The sequence below is a fragment of the Noviherbaspirillum sp. FW303-A3 genome (assembly GCF_058788695.1).
On sequence record NZ_JBYTAZ010000001.1, the window covers coordinates 1,954,545 to 1,972,923 of the forward strand.

The window sequence follows — 18,379 nt, forward strand, 5'->3', positions numbered from 1 at the left end:
CTTATCGCTGGTAGGCAGGCTTCACGAAGCCCTTGAACTGCTTTTCCGTGACTTCGCGGAATTCCTTCGAACGGTAGGCGTCCGCGATGTCCTTCACGAATTGCTTGTCCTTGTCCTCGGTGCGCACGGCGACGAGGTTCTGGTACTGGTCGGTCGTGTCTTCGAGGCCGAGGGCTTCGGTCAGCTTCAGGCCGGATGCGATCGCGAAATTGCCGTTGACGAAGGAGAAATCGGTGTCGTCAAGCGAGCGTGGCAGTTGCGCGGCTTCCAGCGGCAGCAGTTTGATTTTCTTCGGATTGGCTTCGACGTCCTTTTCCGACACGCGTATCGGATCGAAGCCCGCCTTCAGCTTGATCCAGCCGAACTTGTCCAGCAGCACGAGCGCGCGTGCCTGGTTGGTCGGGTCGTTCGGCAGCGCCACCGTCGCGCCGTCCTTCACTTCGTTCAGGGAACGGTGCTTCTTGCTGTAGATCGCGATCGGTGCGGTCGGGACCTTGATGAGTTCGGACAGGTTCAGGTTGTGTTCCTTCTTGAACTTGTCGAGGTAGATCACGTGCTGGAACGCGTTCGCATCCAGCGCGCCCTGTGCCAGCGCGTGGTTCGGCTGCACGTAGTCGTTGAACTCGACGATCTTCACCTTGTAGCCCTTCTTTTCGAGGATGGGCTTGATGCCGAACTTGATCTGGTCGCTGTACGGGCCTGCGGTGGCACCGAAAACCAGTTCCTTCTTTTCGGTGTTGGCAGAGGAGAACAACGGTGCGGCGACCAGAGCGGCGGCGACAGCAGCGAGGACGGATCTGCGAACCTGGCCGGAGAATTTGTTGGATGCAGACATGAGAGCTCCCTATCGTTTGTTGAGGTGATGTGCAACACGGTTGCCCGTGAACTGAATGATCTGGACCAGCACGACCAGCAAGGCGACGGTCGCCACCATGACGTCGGTCTGGAACCGGTAATAGCCGAAGCGGATGGCAAGGTCGCCGATGCCGCCGCCGCCAACGACGCCTGCCACCGCCGAATAGGACAGGAAGCTGACGGTCAATACGGTGAGCGCAAGCACCAGGCCCGAGCGTGCTTCCACCAGCAGGACGCGGAAGACGATCTGCCATTCGGTGGCGCCCATCGCATGCGCCGCCTCGACTGCGCCGCGCGGGACTTCACGCAGGGACTGCTCGACCAGGCGGGCGAAGTAGGGAATCGCCGCGAACGACAGCGGAATGGCCGCCGCCACCGGACCGATGGACGTTCCGGCGATGAAGCGTGTGATCGGCACGAGCGCGACCAGCAGGATGATGAAGGGGAAGGAGCGCACCGTATTGACGATCCAGTCCAGCACCAGGAACACGCCGCGGTTTTCCAGCGATTGCCCTTTCCTCGTCAGGAAGAGCAGGATGCCGAGCGGTCCGCCGAGGAATACTGCCGCCGACACCGCGATGCCGACCATGAGGAAGGTCTGGCCGATGGCCAACTGTATTTCCGGCAGCAGGCTGATGATGTTGTCAAGCATAGTGAACCTCCTTTGCGATATCGGTAAGCAGCCCGCCGTGCGCCTTGTCGGTCGAGAACTGTTCGACCACCTTGCCGTGCTCCATCACGGCGACATTGCGGCACAGCGCCCTGACCACAGACATCTCATGCGTGACGATGACGATGGTGACGCCGAACTTCTGGTTGATATCCTTCAGCACATCGAGCACCGAACGGGTGGTTTGCGGATCGAGCGCCGAGGTGGGTTCATCGCACAGCAGGATCGACGGGCTGGTGGCCAGGGCGCGGGCAATCGCCACGCGCTGCTTCTGTCCACCGCTCAGCTGCGCGGGATAGGCGTCTGCCTTGTCCTGCAGGCCGACGATCGCCAGGCATTCGCGCACGCGCGACGCAATCGCGGGACGCGAGGCGCCATGGATGCGCAGCGGGAACGCGACGTTGTCGGCGACAGTGGCGTTCTGCAAGAGGTTGAACTGCTGGAAGATCATGCCGATCGAACGGCGCAAGCCGCGCAGCTCCCGCTTCGGCAATGTGGTGACTTCCTGTCCGTCGACATGCACCTCGCCCGCGTCGGGACGTTCGAGGAGATTGATCAGGCGCAGCAGCGTCGACTTGCCGGCGCCGCTGGTGCCGATGATGCCGAAGATGTCGCCGCGGCCGATGTCGATCGAGGCATCGTCGACTGCCTTGAAACTGTCCTTCGGCGTGGTGAACGCCTTGCTGACGTTCCGGATTTGAATGATGGGCAGTTGGGCGCTGCCGGCGGGATTGCCGATATGGGTCATCGTGTTTTTCCTCTTGTTGTTGTGTGCATCCGCAGGTATGCGACTGCACTGACACGATGAAACTGTATTGGATACGGCTAATGAGGAAAACGAATTATTCTGCGATTGATTATTTGAATTTCGGCTATGTGCGCAATGCCGTGCCTAACCACGGCATTACATGTTGACGATGCTATTCATCGTCAACATTGCCGCGGTTAATCGGATGCAACAAGGCCGCGACGACGAGTATGACCAGGAGTGCACCGGTAACAACGTCAAGCAGGTCCATGCTGTCGATCCTCGTCCGTCATGCGCGCTTTTGCAGCGGGAGGTTGTGCGCGGCATATTGCGTGCGCAGCACATTCTTCATGACCTTGCCGGTGGCACCGATGGGAAGCGACTCCACGAACACGACGTCATCCGGGCGCCACCATTTCGCCACCTTGCCTTCATAGAATGCGAGCAGTTCATCCCGCGTGACGGAGGCGTCCTGTTTCTTCACCACCACCAGCAATGGCCTTTCATCCCACCTTGGATGCTGGACACCGATGCATGCCGCCTGTTCAACACCAGGGTGCTGCATCGCGACGTTTTCGAGATCGATGCTGCCGATCCACTCTCCGCCGGACTTGATGACATCCTTGCTGCGATCGGTGATCTGCAGGTAGCCATGGCTGTCTATCGTCGCCACGTCGCCTGTGGGAAACCAGCCATCCTGCAGGATGTCGCCGCCCTCGCCCTTGTAGTAACCGCTGATCGCCCACGGTCCGCGCGCCATCAGATTGCCCGGCGTCTTGCCGTCCCAGGCGACCTCCTTGCCGTCGTCGTCGACGATACGGATATCGATGCCGGACAGCGCATGGCCCTGTTTTTCGAGGACGGCGGATTGTTCCGCTTCCGGCAGGTCGAGATGCCTTGCCTGCAAACGGCAGGCCGTGCCCAGCGGAGACAGTTCGGTCATTCCCCAGGCGTGCACGACGTCGACGCCGTGCTGCTTCCGGAATGTCTCCATCATGGCCGGCGGGCAAGCCGAGCCACCGATGACGGCGCGGTTCAGCGTCGACAGTTTTTTCCCATTCTGCTGCAGGTAACCGAGCAGGCCGAGCCAGACGGTGGGCACGCCCGCGGACAGGGTGACGCGCTCGCTTTCAAACAGTTCGTAAAGCGACTTGCCGTCCGTCGCCGCGCCTGGAAACACGAGCTTGGCGCCGGTCAGCGGTGCGCTGTAGGGCAGTCCCCATGCATTGACATGGAACATGGGAACGACCGGCAGAATCGCGTCGCGCGAGGACAAGCCGAGTGCATCAGGCAATGCCGAGGCGTAGGCATGCAGCACCGTGGACCTGTGCGAATACAGTGCGCCCTTGGGATTGCCTGTCGTGCCGGAGGTATAGCAAAGCCCGGAGGCGCTACCCTCGTCGAACTGCGGCCAGACGAAGTCATCGGTGTGCGCGTCGAGCAGTTCTTCGTAGATGAACAGGTTACGGATTTTGGCTGTACCGGGAAGATGTCCGTGATCGCACAACGCGACAAATGCCTTGACGGTGGGGCACTTGGGCGCGATCTGCTCGACCAGCGGCAGGAAGGTCAGGTCGAAGAACAGCACCAGGTCTTCAGCGTGGTTGACGATGTAGACGATCTGCTCCGCGAAAAGGCGCGGGTTGATGGTATGCAGCACGGCGCCCGACCCCGACACGGCATAGTAGAGCTCGAGATGCCGATAGCCGTTCCATGCCAGGGTGCCGATGCGGTCGCCCATGCCCGCTCCCAGTGCGGCGAGCACATTGGCGAGCGTGCGGGCACGTTGATGGCAATCGCGATAGGTGTAGCGGTGGATGTCCCCCTCGACCCGACGCGAAACGATTTCCGTATCGCCGTAATGACGATCCGCCTGCACCAGCAGGTTCGAAATCAGCAGGGGCTGCTCCATCATCTGCCCGCGCAGTGGGCGCTTGTCGCCGGACGTCATGCTGCGAATTTCCTTTCAAGGATGTCAGAGGAGTGCGTCGGCCCAGACATTGGTTGCCCATGCGCTCGCAAAGGCCGCTTCCGCCGTGTTGCGTTTCTCGGATACGCCCGTCCCCTCCGCCGTGACGAGTGCCTGCTTCGCAGCGTCGTAGCGATAGACGGCCGCGACGTGGACGGCTTCCGTGTTGCTGACCCAGCTGTAGCAGGTGTTGGAAAACACCGGGCTCGCGTAAGGCTGTTCGCCGCGCAGCAGCGACACGACTGCGGCGGCGGCGATCTTGCCCTGCTGGTTGGCGACGTGGCCGGATTTCGGCGCCGGGGACGACACCGTGGCATCGCCGATCACATGGACGCCCGGAACCGACTTCGACTCGTAGGTGACAAAGTCGACCTTGGACCAGCGGTTGTCGGCATCCACCACGCCCGCCTGGAAGGCGATCGCGCCTGCCTTGTTCTGCGGCACGACATTGAGCACGTCGGCCTTGACGCTTTCGAAGTCCGTCTTCGCCGTCAGCGTCACCGGATCGACGTCCTGCAGCGCATTGTTCGGCCGGTACTCGACGATGCCGGGATAGAGTTCGTTCCAGGCCGACGTAAAGAGTCCCTTCTTCGACACGATGTCGGGATTGGCGTCCAGCACGATGATCTTGGACTTCGGCTTCGCGGCCTTGAAATAGGATGCGATGAGACTGATGCGCTCGTACGGGCCGGGCGGGCAGCGATAGGGCGCCTTGGGAATCGTCAGCGCATACACGCCGCCGTCGGGAATGCCTTCCAGCTGCTTGCGCAGCGCGAGCGTCTGCGGTCCCGCCTTCCACGCGTGGAGGATGTGCTGCCGCTTCGACTCCTCGGCGATGCCGGGCAATGCCGAATAGTCGAGGTCGATGCCGGGCGACAGGATCAGCCGGTCGTAAGGAACGGGGGCGCCGCGCTTGACCCGTACGACTTTCTTGTCATGGTCGACGCCGACCGCTTCGTCCTTGATGAGGTTGATGCCGTACGCCCGGGTGAGCGAGTCATAAGACGTGGTCAGCTGCTCCAGCGTCCGTCCGCCGCTGAGGACGAGATTGCTTTGCGGGCAGGAGATGAAAACGTCGTTGCGCTCGATGACGGTCACATCGATCTCGGGCGCCCAGCGTTTGATGTACTTCGCCGCGGTCGCGCCGCCGAAGCCCGCGCCGAGAACGACGACCCGTGCCTTGCGGGCGCTTGGCGCGCCGAAGATGCGCGGCGCGAATGCGTACAGCGACGCGCCTGCCCCGGACAGGAGAAAGTGACGTCGCGAAAAACCTTTGTTTGTGCTCATCTTCCCCTCCCGGTCAACGCTTCTGCGCCGCGAAATAATCCGCCAGGAGTTCGATCTCCTGGTCGTTGTAGCCCTTGGCATGGCGGTGCATGACCGTCGCCGGCCGGGCACCGTTCTGGAATTCCTTGAACGCGGTGATGAACTGCTCGCGCGAAATGCCGGCAATGACGGGCGTGCCCTGTACGCTGCGCCCCTGCGTGTTGTGGCAGGCCGCGCAACTCGAGGCGACGAGGCTGGACGGGCTGAGCTTTTCCTGTGCCTGCGCGGACGCGGCAATGAGATTCAGCGCCATCGCGGAAAACAACAGGAATGGGCGGACGGGTTGGTTCGTTTTCATCGTATTCCTCCTTGAGCGCAAATATACGAGCGGCTTTAACGATGAGAAACGAAGCATTTCTTCTTTTCATATGAGCAAGCCACCTAGTCGGATGGAACGCATATGCACATGCGAATTTCTTCGTTTCCGACGCTGCACGGGCGGCAGTACATTGCGGCGATGTTCATATCACACCATTCATCCTTGCCGCGCAGGCGACGCCTGCTGCTGGCCGGCGGTGTACTCATCGCCTCGTTCCCACTGAAGAGCCTTGCACGGATCAGGAAGGCGATCGACGCGCGTGCGCCTCAGGAGGTGCTCGACAGATTGCTCGGCGGACTGCAGCCGGAGAAATCGGAGCGCATCCGCATCGTCACCAACGAGCTGGCGGAAGACGGCGCAGTCGTTCCGATCACCATTGAAAGCGATCTTCCGGGAATCGAATCGGTCTCCTTTCTCGCACCGGAAAATCCGCAGCCGCTTGCATTGAGCATGCGGCTGGGCCCGCGCGCCACCCTGCCTGTCACCTTTCGGGTGAAGCTCGGCAAAACACAGGATGTCAGCGCGCTCGTGCGTGCCGGAGGGAAGGATTACTTTGTTACGCGCGAGGTGCGCGTCGTCGTCGGGGGTTGCGCAGGAACATGAACGGTAGCACCATCAAGCTGCGGGCTGAAGCGGACCCGGCGGGCAATGCATCGGTAAGGCTGCTGGTGAACCATCCCATGCTGCCCCAACGGGTCGACCAGGAAACGGGAAGAACACAGGCTCCGCATCACGTCGACGTGATCGTCATCGACGTCAACGGAGAAACGGCCCTCGTGATTGACTGTGGACCGGGCGTCGCCGCCAATCCGTTCTTCTCGTTCAAACTCGCTGGAGTGCGCCGCGGCGACCGGATTTCAGTGAAGTGGACCGACAACCGGCAGCAGTCCGATCAGTTGCAGGCAATGGTTGCCTGACATGCACACCCTGCCCAGTATCGGGCTGCGCCTCGTCTGAAAGGATGTGCCGCTGTCCTGCCCCTCGCCAGCGAAGGAGACAGCGGCAAGTGAGGAAGATGTGCCTCAGAACGCCGGAACTACCGCGCCCTTATACTTCTCCTGAATGAACTTCTTCACCTCGGGAGAGGTCAGCGCCGCTGCCAGCTTCTTGATGGCGGCGTTGTCCTTGTTATCCTCGCGGGCGACCAGCAGGTTTGCGTACGGGGAGTTGCCATCTTCGATGAACAGCGAGTCCTTCACCGGATTGAGCTTCGCTTCCAGCGCATAGTTGGTGTTGATCAGCGCGAGGTCGACCTGGTTGAGGACACGCGGCAGCGTCGCGGCTTCCAGCTCACGGAACTTCAGTTTCTTCGGGTTGGACACGATGTCCTTCTTGGTTGCCGAGATGTTGTTGGCATCCTTCAGCTTGAGCAGGCCCTGGCGTTGGAGCAGCAGGAGCGCGCGGCCGGAGTTGGACGGATCGTTGGGAATGGCGACGGTTGCGCCGTCCGGCAGGTCGGCAAGCTTCTTGTATTTCGCGGAATAAGCAGCGAACGGCTCCACATGCACCTTCGCCACCGGCACTTCGATGTCGTTCTTGTGGCCCTTCTTGAATTCATCGAGGTAAGGCTGGTGCAGGAAAAAATTGCCGTCCAGGCGCTTTTCATTCACCTGTACCGCCGGCTGGACGTAGTCGGTGAAGACCTTGACCTGGAGGTCCACACCGTCCTTGGCCAGCTGCGGCTTGACGAATTCGAGGATCTCCGCGTGCGGGACCGGCGTGGCCGCGATGACGAGCTTGTCGGCGGCATGGGAGGCGACCGGCAGGACAAAGCCGACGGTCGCGGCAAACAGCAATGCAAAGTTGAAACGCATAACTACTCCTGTAAAAATGATGTGAATTACCTGCGGGTGAAACGGCGTACCAGCCAGTCGCCTGCGTATTGCAGCAACTGCACGAGCACGACGAGAATGAACACGGTGACGATCATCACGTCCGTCTGGAATCGCTGGTAGCCGTAACGCAGCGCGAGATCGCCGAGTCCGCCGCCGCCCACGACGCCGGACATCGCCGCGTAGGAAACCAGCGCGATGGTGGTGACGGTCGCGGCGGCGAGCAGGCCCGGCAATGCTTCCGGCAGCAGCGCGCTGATCACGATCTGGTGCGTCTTCGCGCCCATCGACTTGCAGGCCTCGATGACGCCGCGGTCCACCTCGCGCAGGACGTTCTCGACGAGGCGCGCGAAGAAGGGCGTGGTGCCGACGACCAGCGGCGGAATGGTTCCCTCGACGCCCAGCGATGTCCCGACCAACACCAGCGTGACCGGGATCATGACGATCAGCAGGATGATGAACGGCAGCGAACGCAAAACATTCACGACCAGCGAGAGCACCGCATAGATGCCGCGCTGCTCAAGCAATTGCCCGCGCGCGGTCAGGAACAGCAGCACCCCGAGCGGCAAGCCGAGCAGAACGGTAAAGACCAGGGACACGCCGGTCATGGTGAGCGTGTCGATGGTTGCCTGGCCGATGTCGGCCCAGTCGATATTCGAGAATTCCATCAGTTCACCACCTCGCAATGCACGTCAAGACGCCGGAACAGGTCCAGCACCGCGGCGGCTTCCTCGTCGGCGCCGCCGATCTCCACCAGCAGCTGGCCGTAGGGCTTGTCCTTGATGCGGGACACCGCGCCTTGCAGGATGGTGATTTGCGCCCGCGTCTGTTCGACGACGCGGGTCAGGATCGGCTGGTACGCCGTCTCTCCGGTATAAGTGAGGCGCAGGCGGCGTCCATTCGCGGCGCGCACACCGGCGAGGTCGAAGTCGTCATGCGTGTTCTCCGCAACGAGGCTTCGCGTGACGGCATGCCGGGGATGCAGGAACACCTCGGAGACAGGACCGGTCTCGACGATTTCTCCGGCCTCGATCACCGCCACGTCGTCGCAAATGCTGCGGATGACTTGCATCTCGTGCGTGATCAGCACGATGGTGAGCCCGAGGCGCGCATTGATTTCGGCCAGCAGCGCGAGGATGGACTGGGTCGTCTCCGGATCGAGCGCGGATGTCGCTTCGTCGCACAGCAACAGTTGCGGCGCATTGGCGATGGCGCGGGCAATACCGACGCGCTGCTTCTGGCCGCCTGAAAGCTGCGCCGGATACTTGTCCTTGTGCTCGCTCAGTCCGACCAGGTCAAGCAGCTCGTCCACCCTCTTGTTGCGCTCCTCGCGGCTGTGGCCGCCGGCAAGCTTGAGCGGGAATTCCACGTTTGCGCCGACCGTCTTGGCCGACAGCAGGCTGAAGTTCTGGAACACCATGCCGATCTGCTGGCGCATGCGGTCGAGTTCCGTCTTGCCGAGCGTGGTGATGTCGGCGCCATTGATGCGCACGGCACCGCTCGTTGGACGTTCGAGGAGATTGAAGGTGCGCAGGAGCGTGCTCTTGCCCGCGCCCGAGCGGCCGATGATGCCGAAGATTTTCCCTCGCGGGATGTGCAGGTTGATGTTGTTGAGCGCGCTGACCGTGCGGCTGCCTACCCGGTAATCCTTGTGAAGCTGTTCGATGTGAATCACGTTTGTATTTACTGTTCCGGTCCGCCGAGGCGGCGACCTTGCATGAAAGGGCGGAAGATTAGCGAAATCAACATGAATCCGGAACGAAGCATTTCTCATTTGCTTATTGGCACCCGGCGGAAAACAGGCTTTTTCTGCACAGAACGGCATTCCTCCCAAATAAAGATCGGCACAGGCGCCCGCGCACAAAAGATCGTGAACGCGCAGACCTGCCGGCGCACGTTTTCCGGCTTGGCGTTAAGATAACGGCCATGCGCGGGCCGCTTGCACGGTTTCGCTGCGCTTCACCCCATTCGCAATGACCTCTCTTTCGCATCGAGGTCACTGGTCCCGTCAACCCGAGCCTGCACACCGCATTGTTGAATCAGCCACCCAATTTCACCGAACAGAAAAAAGAAAAACTGTTCCTCCTCGCCCTCGCTGGAATCCAGTTCACGCATATCCTCGACTTCATGATCATGATGCCGCTCGGCCCGGAACTGATCCGGGTGCTGCGCATCGACACGCATGAATTCGGCCTGCTGCTGTCCTCATACACGTTCACCGCTGCCGCATCCGGCCTGCTGGCCGCGACCTATGTCGACCGCTTCGACCGCCGCAAGCTGATGCTGACGCTGTACGTGCTGTTCATCCTCGCCACGCTGTTCTGCGCGATTGCACCGAACTACCTCACGCTGCTGCTCGCGCGCGCCATGGCCGGCGCATTCGGCGGCGTACTGGGGGCGATGGTGCAGACCATGATCGCCGACGTCGTTCCCTTCGAGCGGCGCGGGCAGGCGATGGGAACGGTGATGGCGGCGTTCTCGGTGTCGACGGTGGCCGGGGTGCCGCTCGGACTCTTTCTCGCGGAGCACATCCAGCAACTCGGCTGGCGCGCGCCCTTCTTCTTCATCGTGCTGGTGTCCTGCCTCATCCTCGCGCTCGGCTACCGCCACCTGCCGGCGCTGACCGCCCACCTGTCGCGGGAGCGGACCGGCAATGTGTTCCAGCAGATCTACGCGGTCGCGAAAGAACCGGAACACCTGAAAGCCTTTTTCTTCGTCGGATTGCTGATGATGAACTTCAGCGTGATTCCCTATATCGCGCTGTACTACACCTCCAACGTCGGGATGACGGCCAGCTTCATTACCCTGATCTACCTCGTTGGCGGGGCGGCGACGCTGCTGACTTCGCGCATCATCGGCAAGCTCGCGGACAAGCACGGCAAGCTGCGCACCTTCCGCTGGATCGCCGTGCTGTCCTTCGCGCCTATCCTGGTGACCACGCACCTCGTGCCGGTGCCGTGGTGGCTGGTGCTCATCAACTCGACCGCGTTCTTCATCCTCGTCTCCGGACGCATGATTCCCGGCATGGCGATGGTGACCGCGGTGGCGCCGCTGCAGGTGCGGGGAACCTTCATGAGCCTCGGATCGTCGGTGCAGATGCTTGCCTCCGGACTGGCGTCGCTGGTCGCGGGCCTGGTCATCACCCGCACGCCTGCGGGGCAGATCGAGCACTACAACATCGTGGGATATTTTGCTGTCGCCTGCGGGCTGGCAGCCCTGTGGATGGCGGGACACCTGAAGGTGCCCCAGGCCGCGGAGGGAAGCAGGCCGCGCGGCTGAGGCGGGCCTGCCGTCGGGGATTATTTCGTTGTCTTGCGCTTGCGCGTCGTCGTCGAGGACGAGGATGCGGAGGAAGCCGACGATGCAGCTTTCGGCTTGGCGCTCGCCTTGGCCTTCGGCTTTTCCGCTGCCGGGGCAACTGCGGCGGCGGCAACAGCCTGGGTCTCGGTCATCGCCGTATTGACCGCCTGCTTGAACTGGTCCTGCAGCATGTTCCACCAGGCAGCGGCATTGACCAGCGGCGCGGTCAGGCTGGCGGCGTCCTGCTCATCCTTCCGCGTCGGCTCCGGCGCCGTGCCATGATCGCGTTCGGCGCCGATGCCGCCATCCGCCCCGTTGGACGACCTGGCCCCATTTGGTGCTGCACCTGCCGACTGACCGGTCTCTTGCGCAGCGGCGGGATGCATCGTGGCGCTGAATCGCTCGCCCATCGTCTGCAGCGTGGAGATGGTCGCCGCCTGCACTTCCAGCGCCTGGATGGTACTGCGCAGCATGCCCATGTTCAGGCTGAGCCAGGACTCTACCGCCTTCAGGTCGGAAATCCGCTTGTTGATCTCGTCCACGGAGAGAGTAGGCATCACCATGCCGGGAACGTTCATGGCCTGCATCCCCGGTACATTCATTCCCGGCAGGCCCATGCTGCCCCACAGGTTCTTGACGAAATCAAGCGTATCCGTCATCGCTCCCATCCCGGGGATGTTCGGAATGTTCGGTATATTCGGCTTAATCATCATTACCCTCCGTTGGAAAATTACCTGCAGCGTATCACCAGATTAGCTGAGTGAACAGAATGTTAAAGGTTCCGATCTTAGCGCGTTTGCCGTCCGGCGGCCCTGCTTCAGATCACGTATCTGCAAACCGGCCGCCCTGCCGGTTTTTCGTGACGTTACCGGCACGAAACTTTGTATCCCGTCACAGTGCAGGCCCGGAGAGGTTGTTACACTAGCGGGATGGTCCGCACTTCCCCGCCAGCATACTCCCCGCAGTCCGCCCCACAGCGATCCGCCCGCCGGATCCTGCTGCCGGTTGCGCTGCTGGCATCGCTGTTGTGGCACCTGTTCCTGTTCAACTGGGCGAGCGGACGCATCGCCCTCCCCGCCATGCGCGAGGAAAAGCCGGCGGTGATCGCCACGGAACTGCTCCCGCCGCCGGTCGCCGCACCGAAAACGCCGCCGCCTGTCGCGCCGAAACCGAAACGCAAGCCGAAACCGCGCCCCGCCGCCCCGCCTCCTGCGGCAGAAGCGGTCGCCGTGGCGCCGGCCACGGCGCAACCCGAGGCCGCGCCACCGGAAACGCCAGCCGAGGCTTTGGCGCCGCCGGTCGCCGAGGAACCGCCGCCGCAGGCTGGCGAGGCGACGGGCACGTACAAGTTCGCGCTGCCGCCGTCAGCGGAACTGAACTATGAGGTCCGGGCCTTGCGGGAGGGGCAGCAATGGCACGGTTCCGGCGTGTTCCGCTGGAATGCGGATGCCGGCAGTTATGTCATCACCGGCGAGGCCAGCATCACGGTGCTGTTCAAGATCACGGTCCTGAATTTCCGCAGCGAAGGCGCGATCAATGCCTCCGGCATCGCGCCGACGCTCTACAGCGAAAAGCCGTGGCGCAAGGCGATGACCAACACCCACTTCCAGCACGAGAAAAAGACGATCAGTTTTTCCGCCTCGCAGGCCGTCTATCCCTATAACGGGGGCGAACAGGACCGTGCCAGCGTCATGTGGCAACTGGCCGGCATCGGCCGCGGCGATCCGGCGCAGTTCATCCCCGGAACGGCGTTCGACATCATGGTGGCCGGCGCGCGCAACGCGGAAACCTGGCGCATCGACGTAATCGGCCAGGAAGACATCGACACGCCGCTCGGCAAGATCCCTGCCTGGCATGTGGTGCGCGCACCGAAGCCCGGCTCCTACGACCAGAAAATCGACATCTGGCTGGCGCCCCGGCATGAGTGGTATCCGGCCAAGGTGCGCTTCACCTATGCAAACGGGGACTACCTCGACATGCTGCTGGCGGAACTGAAACCGCCGCGCAGCGTGGATTCTTCTTCAGGAAACGAATGAGCATGTCCTTCAGACTGCCGCTTGCCGCCCTCCTCGGCGGCCTGCTGGCCACTGGCGCGGCCGCGGCCAATCCGCCGGTCAAGTACAAGACCAGCCTGCCGCCGTCCGCCGAGCTTTCCTATGCGATCAAGGCCAGGCAGAAAGGCATCCCGGTCGAGGGCGAGGCGCTGATGCGCTGGACCGTCGAGGCCAACCGCTTCAGCGCGACCAACGAGGCACGCGCGGTGCTCGTCGGAAAAATCCTGGATGCGCGCAGCGAGGGCGAGGTCGACGGCTTCGGACTGGCGCCCGCCACCTTCACCGAGAAACGGTTCCGCAAGGGGGCCGCCACGACCACCTTCGACCGTGCGGCGGGAACGATACGCTTCACGAATTCGGAGCAGACCTATCCCATCCGGGGCGGCGAGCAGGATCGCAACAGTGTCATCTGGGAATTGGTGGCCGTCGCCCGCGCGGCACCCGCGAAGGTCAAGCCGGGCGCGAGCTGGAATTTCTTCGTCGCCGGCGTGCGCGATGCCGAGCCCTGGACCTTCAATGTGGTCAAGCAGGAAAAGATCCGCACGCCGCTGGGGGAAATGAACGCGCTGCACGTCACGCGCATTCCGCTGGCGGATTCGAAGGAGCAGCACATCGACATCTGGCTGGCACCGGCGCTCGAATGGTATCCGGTCCGGGTGCGCTACAGCGAGGACGACGGCGACTATATCGAGCAGACGCTGCGCGCCATCAGCCGGAAGACGCCGTGACGCACGCCGGCGGCGCTACAATGACCGGCATCCAACCTCTTCCAACGGAACAAGCATGACACTCTCCAACGGCGCACTGGTTCTCTTCAGCGGCGGCCAGGACTCCACGACCTGCCTTGCCTGGGCGCTTGCCCGCTATGGCAAGGTCGAAACCATCGGTTTCGACTACGGCCAGCGGCATGCCATCGAACTGAGCGTGCGGCCGGCGCTGCTGCAGAAGATGCGCGCGCAGTCGCCCGAATGGAACGCCCGCCTGGGCGAGGACCACATGATCGACCTGTCGCTGCTCGGCAAGATCTCCGACACCGCGTTGACCGCCGACGTCGAGATCGCGATGCAGGCGAACGGATTGCCCAACACCTTCGTCCCCGGCCGCAACCTGCTGTTCATGACGGTGGCGGCGACGGTCGCCTACCGCCGCGGGCTGGATGTGCTGGTCGGCGGCATGTGCGAAACCGATTTCTCAGGCTATCCCGACTGCCGCGACGACACCATGAAGGCGCTGCAGGTGGCGCTCAACCTCGGCATGGCGACCCGCCTCAAGCTGGAAACGCCGCTGATGTGGATCGACAAGGCTGCGACCTGGCGCCTGGCAAAAGAGCTCGGCGGCACGGCGCTGGTCGACCTGATCCGCGCCGATACGCATACCTGCTACCTCGGCGAGCGCGGCGAACTGCACGACTGGGGCTATGGCTGCGGTAAATGCCCGGCCTGTGAACTGCGGGCGCGCGGCTACCGGCAGTTTGTGGCGGATGGGGCATAGACAGTTTCGGCGTTCCGCTCTACCCTTTCCGAGAGTCAACATCGAAAGGTAACCATGTCCGTCCATTGCGAGCCCGAGACTTGCCAGCTCCTGCTCCGGCTTGAGCTGTTCCGCGAACTCAACCAGCCGGAACTGGAACGACTGCTCGCGGACGCGGAACTGGCCGAGTGCCGCAGCGGCGACTATCCGATCCGCGAGGGCGAACAGGACAACCACCTGTTCATCATCCTGTCCGGCAAGATGGCGATCTACAAACGCTCGGCCGGCGTGCAGAAGCTGATCAAGGAGCTCGGACCGGGCGAATGTTTCGGCGAAATGTCGCTCATCGAATGCCGCAGCCGCTCCGCCTCGGTCAAGGCCGTCACCCACTGCCGCCTGCTGCGGCTCGACGGGGACCAGATCGTCCGGTTGCCCGACGTGGCCACCAAGCTGTTCCGCAACATTGCCCGCCTGCTTTCGCAGCGCCTGCGCTACGCAAACGATTTGCTTACTCTGGGATAGATCGTCCGTAGCCGTCAGGATAAATTCCGCTGTAAGCAAACCTAAAGGTAGCGGGAGTAGGATGTCAGTCAGAGACACTCCGCTTGTCAAAATAACATCCCCACCGGAAACGCCCATCCATGCTGATCGCCATACTCACCGACATCCATGCCAACCGCGAGGCGATGACCGCCTGCCTCGCCCACGCCAAGGAGCGTAATGCCCAGCGGTTTGCCTTCCTGGGCGACCTCGTCGGCTACGGCGCCGACCCGGCCTGGGTAGTGGACACCGTCATGGACCATGTCGGGCGCGGCGCGTTCGCCGTGCAGGGCAACCATGACGTTGCAGTCACGCAGACAGCGTCCAAGCACATGAATCCGCAGGCGCGCGAAGTCGTCGAATGGACGCGCGCGCAGCTCAATGAACCGCAGCTCCAGTTCCTCGACAAGCTGCCCCTGACGCAGGAGCACAACAACCTGCTGTTCGTGCACGCGACCGCAGCCGAGCCGAAGAGCTGGGAGTACATCACCGGCACGCTGGAAGCCGTGAAGAGCATGCATGCCACCCGCGCCCGCATCACCTTCGTCGGCCATGTGCACGAACCGGCGCTCTACAACCTGTCGCCGACTGGCAAGGTATCGTCCTTCGTCCCGACCGGCGACAGCAGCATTCCGCTCGGCACGCAGCGCCGCTGGCTGGTGCTGCCCGGCTCCGTCGGCCAGCCGCGCGACGGCAATCCGGCCGCCTGCTATGCGCTGTTCGACGACGCGACCAATGAGCTGGTCTACTTCCGCGTTCCCTACGATTACGAATCCGCCGCCGCCAAGATCCGCGCGGCCGGCCTGCCGCAAAGCATCGGCAACCGCCTCGAGCACGGAAGATGAGCCGCCTGACGCCGGGCATGATCATCGACAGCTTCCGCGTCGAGGAGAAGCTGCACAAGGGCGGGATGGCGACGCTGTGGCACGTCACCCGCGTCGACGGCAAGGAAGACGATCCGCGCCTGCTGATGAAGATCCCCATCCTCGGTGACAACACCGATCCGGCGGCCATCGTCGGCTTCGAGGTCGAGCAGATGATCATGCCGAAGCTGACCGGCATCCATGTCCCGCATTTCGTCGCTTCGGGCGATTTCACCGGCCAGCCCTACATCGTGATGGAAGAAATCGCCGGCAAGTCGCTGCGCGCGCGCTTCGACGAGGCACCGTTGCCGATCGAGGAAGTGGTGTCCATCGGCATCCGCGTCGCCACCGCGCTGCACGACCTGCACCGCCAGCATGTGATCCACCTCGACATCAAGCCGAGCAACATCATGTTCCGCGAAACCGGCGAGGCGATCCTCATCGACTACGGCCTGGCGCGGCACGACAAGCTTCCCGACCTGCTGGCGGAGGAATTCCGCCTGCCGATGGGCACCGGTCCGTATATCTCGCCGGAACAGGTACTGCACATCCGCAATGACCCGCGCAGCGACCTGTTCGCGCTCGGCGTGCTGATGTACCACCTTGCCACCGGCGAGCGCCCTCACGGCTTCCCGACATCCGTGTCAGGATTGCGCCGCCGCCTGTACCGCGATCCGGTGCCGCCGCGCTCGCTCAACCCGAAGATACCGAAGTGGCTGCAGGAACTGATCCTGCGCTGCCTCGAGGTGAATCCGGCGAAGCGCCACGACACTGCGGCACAACTGGCGCTGGAACTGCAGAATCCGGACCAGGTGAAGCTGACGGCGCGCGCGGAGAAGCGCGTGCGCGAGGGCATGGTCAAGATGGCGCGGCGGTGGTTCCGCTCCATCGGCATGGAATACGTGCCGCAGCAGTCGGCAGGAACACAGCTCACCCGCGCGCCCATCATCGTGGTGGCGATCGACCTGAATTACGGCTCGGAAGCATTGGCTGAATCGCTGCGCGTGGCCGCACGCCGCGTGCTGCAGACCGAACCGGGCGCGCGCCTTGCCTGCGTGACCGTGCAGAAAACCAATCGCATCGGGCTGGACGAACTGGTCGACAAGGAAGGCCGCAACATCCACGTCAAGCATCTGGTCGGACTGAAACACTGGGCCAGGCCGCTCAACATTCCGGCGGAAAAAATCACCTACCACGTGCTCGAAGCGCCCGACGCCGCCACCGCAATCATCGACTATGCCAAAGTAAATGCCGTCGACCATATCGTCATCGGTTCGCGCGGCAGTTCCGCCTTCCGCCGCTATCTCGGCAGCGTGTCCTCGGAAGTCGTGGCGCTGGCCGAGTGCACCGTGACCGTCGTGAAAACGCCGGGCGGCACGCCACAACCCAACCTGCAGGCGGTCAAGCCACTGCCGCCCGAGTCAAGTGAAGGCGCACAAGCAGGGACAACGCATTAGGTACGGCAGCCCCGCTTGCAGTGTTGTCGAAGATGCACCAGGCATGACGCCCGGCATCGACGCTGCGCACGATCCGTTCATGCAATTGCAGGATCACATCCTCGTCGTAATCGGAATGGTAGATCACAGGCGAGCCATGCATGCGCAGGTAGACGATACCCGCGCCATCCGCTTCCGCGGGAATGGGTGCGACAGGCGGGTCGGCGTCTACATATCCCACGCCCATTCCTGACAGCACATCTCCCGCGGACGGTGTGAACCATGTCGGGTGACGCGGTTCGCAGACAACCGGCACATTGCTGAGCGCGCGCAGGCGGCGGAAGAACCGGCGTGCACCCTGCGTGTCGAACTGCAGGCTGGGCGGCAGTTGCACAAGCAGGCAGCCGAGCTTGTGTTCCAGGCGGCTCACTTCTCCGATGAATTTTTCCAGTGCTTCATCAACCCCCTGCAGTCGCGCTTCATGCGTGATCGCCTTGGGCACCTTGGCGGAAAACCGGAACCATTCGGGCACGGATTCGCGCCATCGCTCGTAAGTGGCGGGACGGTGGGGCCGGTAGAAGGAGGTATTGATTTCCACCGCGGGAAGGACGGATGCATAGCGCACCAGGTGCGAGCCGGCAGCGGGGAATCGATCATGCATTGCACCAGGGACGCTCCAGCCGGCGCACCCCACATGGATCAGGTTTCCTTCTTTGTTCGCACGCATTCCGCCTGAAGTCATCGCCCGCTCTCCTTGCACGTCCCGACTTGCTTGCTCCGGCGCAGCGTCGCGCCATGGCGCATCGCACCAATTTCTGCCCGTGCATCATGTCCTTTAGACATTGTGCAGTGCGAATTGATCCGCGACGCGAGGCGGCGCAGAATAGGGGCGCAGCATTCGTCCTGCGAAAGGGGGTGCTGCACTGCTGGAGACGGATGTGCCGCCCATGCGCATCCGGAGGAAAACGGAACTTCGCTGTCGACGCACTACCTGATC

At 62.7% G+C, this 18,379-nt stretch carries 20 protein-coding genes; 9 read left to right on the forward strand and 11 right to left on the reverse strand.

Translation table 11 applies throughout. The features are described 5' to 3' along the window. Position 1: 1 nt before the first annotated feature. The 6 genes from AC3WOY_RS09560 to AC3WOY_RS09585 all read right to left on the reverse strand — a co-directional run bounded on the left by AC3WOY_RS09560 (position 2) and on the right by AC3WOY_RS09585 (position 5,866). The gene (locus tag AC3WOY_RS09560) at positions 2 to 835 is read right to left on the reverse strand and encodes a MetQ/NlpA family ABC transporter substrate-binding protein (RefSeq protein WP_492423085.1); all 834 of its coding nucleotides are present in this window, start codon (positions 833 to 835) and stop codon (positions 2 to 4) included. A gap of 9 nt (positions 836 to 844) precedes the next feature. Further along, positions 845 to 1,507, reverse strand: a complete 663-nt coding sequence (locus AC3WOY_RS09565; RefSeq protein WP_492423087.1) for a methionine ABC transporter permease — start codon at positions 1,505 to 1,507, stop codon at positions 845 to 847. Then, complete coding sequence (locus tag AC3WOY_RS09570) at positions 1,500 to 2,273, reverse strand: methionine ABC transporter ATP-binding protein (RefSeq protein WP_492423089.1); 774 nt, start codon at positions 2,271 to 2,273, stop codon at positions 1,500 to 1,502. Before AC3WOY_RS09570 ends, AC3WOY_RS09565 begins: the two co-directional genes overlap by 8 nt. Positions 2,274 to 2,562: 289 nt before the next feature. Next, the gene (locus tag AC3WOY_RS09575) at positions 2,563 to 4,224 is read right to left on the reverse strand and encodes a 3-(methylthio)propionyl-CoA ligase (RefSeq protein ID WP_492423091.1); all 1,662 of its coding nucleotides are present in this window, start codon (positions 4,222 to 4,224) and stop codon (positions 2,563 to 2,565) included. A 24-nt stretch (positions 4,225 to 4,248) separates the two neighbouring features. Continuing rightward, complete coding sequence (locus AC3WOY_RS09580) at positions 4,249 to 5,529, reverse strand: FCSD flavin-binding domain-containing protein (protein ID WP_492423093.1); 1,281 nt, start codon at positions 5,527 to 5,529, stop codon at positions 4,249 to 4,251. Between the two features lie 13 nt (positions 5,530 to 5,542). Continuing rightward, on the reverse strand, positions 5,543 to 5,866 hold the full coding sequence (locus tag AC3WOY_RS09585; RefSeq protein WP_492423095.1) for a c-type cytochrome: 324 nt from the start codon (positions 5,864 to 5,866) through the stop codon (positions 5,543 to 5,545). A 108-nt stretch (positions 5,867 to 5,974) separates the two neighbouring features. Here AC3WOY_RS09585 and AC3WOY_RS09590 point away from each other — a divergent pair, with 108 nt between their 5' ends. Together AC3WOY_RS09590 and AC3WOY_RS09595 are read left to right on the forward strand one after the other, a co-directional pair. Next, positions 5,975 to 6,490 carry a thiosulfate oxidation carrier protein SoxY gene (locus tag AC3WOY_RS09590; protein WP_492423097.1) on the forward strand — a complete coding sequence of 172 codons (516 nt, stop codon included), beginning with the start codon at positions 5,975 to 5,977 and terminating at the stop codon, positions 6,488 to 6,490. After that, positions 6,487 to 6,804 (forward strand): thiosulfate oxidation carrier complex protein SoxZ, encoded by a 318-nt coding sequence (locus tag AC3WOY_RS09595; protein ID WP_492423099.1) that lies wholly within the window; start codon positions 6,487 to 6,489, stop codon positions 6,802 to 6,804. The genes AC3WOY_RS09590 and AC3WOY_RS09595 overlap by 4 nt, the downstream gene beginning before the upstream one ends. 105 nt (positions 6,805 to 6,909) lie before the next feature. Here the strand turns inward: AC3WOY_RS09595 and AC3WOY_RS09600 are convergent, their stop codons facing one another. Genes AC3WOY_RS09600 through AC3WOY_RS09610 form a run of 3 tightly spaced genes read right to left on the reverse strand, consistent with a single transcriptional unit; the run spans position 6,910 to position 9,394 of the window. Beyond that, entirely contained in the window at positions 6,910 to 7,701 is a 792-nt protein-coding gene (locus tag AC3WOY_RS09600; RefSeq protein ID WP_492423101.1) for a MetQ/NlpA family ABC transporter substrate-binding protein, read from the reverse strand. Positions 7,702 to 7,727: 26 nt separating this feature from the next. Beyond that, complete coding sequence (locus tag AC3WOY_RS09605) at positions 7,728 to 8,387, reverse strand: methionine ABC transporter permease (protein WP_492423103.1); 660 nt, start codon at positions 8,385 to 8,387, stop codon at positions 7,728 to 7,730. Further along, entirely contained in the window at positions 8,387 to 9,394 is a 1,008-nt protein-coding gene (locus AC3WOY_RS09610; protein ID WP_492423105.1) for a methionine ABC transporter ATP-binding protein, read from the reverse strand. The genes AC3WOY_RS09605 and AC3WOY_RS09610 overlap by 1 nt, the downstream gene beginning before the upstream one ends. A 359-nt stretch (positions 9,395 to 9,753) precedes the next feature. Here AC3WOY_RS09610 and AC3WOY_RS09615 point away from each other — a divergent pair, with 359 nt between their 5' ends. Then, a complete protein-coding gene (locus AC3WOY_RS09615) occupies positions 9,754 to 10,998 on the forward strand; it encodes an MFS transporter (RefSeq protein ID WP_492423107.1) in 1,245 nt (414 codons plus the stop codon). A 20-nt stretch (positions 10,999 to 11,018) separates the two neighbouring features. On the opposite strand, the gene AC3WOY_RS09620 is transcribed toward AC3WOY_RS09615, so the two are convergent. Then, positions 11,019 to 11,732, reverse strand: a complete 714-nt coding sequence (locus AC3WOY_RS09620; RefSeq protein ID WP_492423109.1) for a PhaM family polyhydroxyalkanoate granule multifunctional regulatory protein — start codon at positions 11,730 to 11,732, stop codon at positions 11,019 to 11,021. Positions 11,733 to 11,948: 216 nt separating this feature from the next. Between AC3WOY_RS09620 and AC3WOY_RS09625 the strand changes: the two genes are divergently transcribed. The 6 genes from AC3WOY_RS09625 (at position 11,949) to AC3WOY_RS09650 (ending at position 17,403) form a co-directional block, all read left to right on the forward strand. Further along, positions 11,949 to 13,055, forward strand: a complete 1,107-nt coding sequence (locus AC3WOY_RS09625) for a DUF3108 domain-containing protein (protein WP_492423111.1) — start codon at positions 11,949 to 11,951, stop codon at positions 13,053 to 13,055. Positions 13,056 to 13,057: 2 nt separating this feature from the next. After that, positions 13,058 to 13,801, forward strand: a complete 744-nt coding sequence (locus tag AC3WOY_RS09630) for a DUF3108 domain-containing protein (RefSeq protein WP_492423113.1) — start codon at positions 13,058 to 13,060, stop codon at positions 13,799 to 13,801. Between the two features lie 55 nt (positions 13,802 to 13,856). Beyond that, positions 13,857 to 14,564 carry a 7-cyano-7-deazaguanine synthase QueC gene (queC, locus tag AC3WOY_RS09635; RefSeq protein WP_492423115.1) on the forward strand — a complete coding sequence of 236 codons (708 nt, stop codon included), beginning with the start codon at positions 13,857 to 13,859 and terminating at the stop codon, positions 14,562 to 14,564. A gap of 54 nt (positions 14,565 to 14,618) precedes the next feature. Then, positions 14,619 to 15,065, forward strand: a complete 447-nt coding sequence (locus tag AC3WOY_RS09640; RefSeq protein ID WP_492423117.1) for a cyclic nucleotide-binding domain-containing protein — start codon at positions 14,619 to 14,621, stop codon at positions 15,063 to 15,065. A gap of 119 nt (positions 15,066 to 15,184) precedes the next feature. Continuing rightward, the gene (locus AC3WOY_RS09645; protein ID WP_492423119.1) at positions 15,185 to 15,928 is read left to right on the forward strand and encodes a metallophosphoesterase family protein; all 744 of its coding nucleotides are present in this window, start codon (positions 15,185 to 15,187) and stop codon (positions 15,926 to 15,928) included. After that, entirely contained in the window at positions 15,925 to 17,403 is a 1,479-nt protein-coding gene (locus tag AC3WOY_RS09650) for a protein kinase domain-containing protein (RefSeq protein WP_492423121.1), read from the forward strand. Before AC3WOY_RS09645 ends, AC3WOY_RS09650 begins: the two co-directional genes overlap by 4 nt. Here AC3WOY_RS09650 and AC3WOY_RS09655 read toward each other — a convergent pair. Further along, the gene (locus AC3WOY_RS09655) at positions 17,348 to 18,124 is read right to left on the reverse strand and encodes a DUF72 domain-containing protein (protein ID WP_492423123.1); all 777 of its coding nucleotides are present in this window, start codon (positions 18,122 to 18,124) and stop codon (positions 17,348 to 17,350) included. The genes AC3WOY_RS09650 and AC3WOY_RS09655 overlap by 56 nt on opposite strands. Positions 18,125 to 18,379 lie beyond the last annotated feature (255 nt).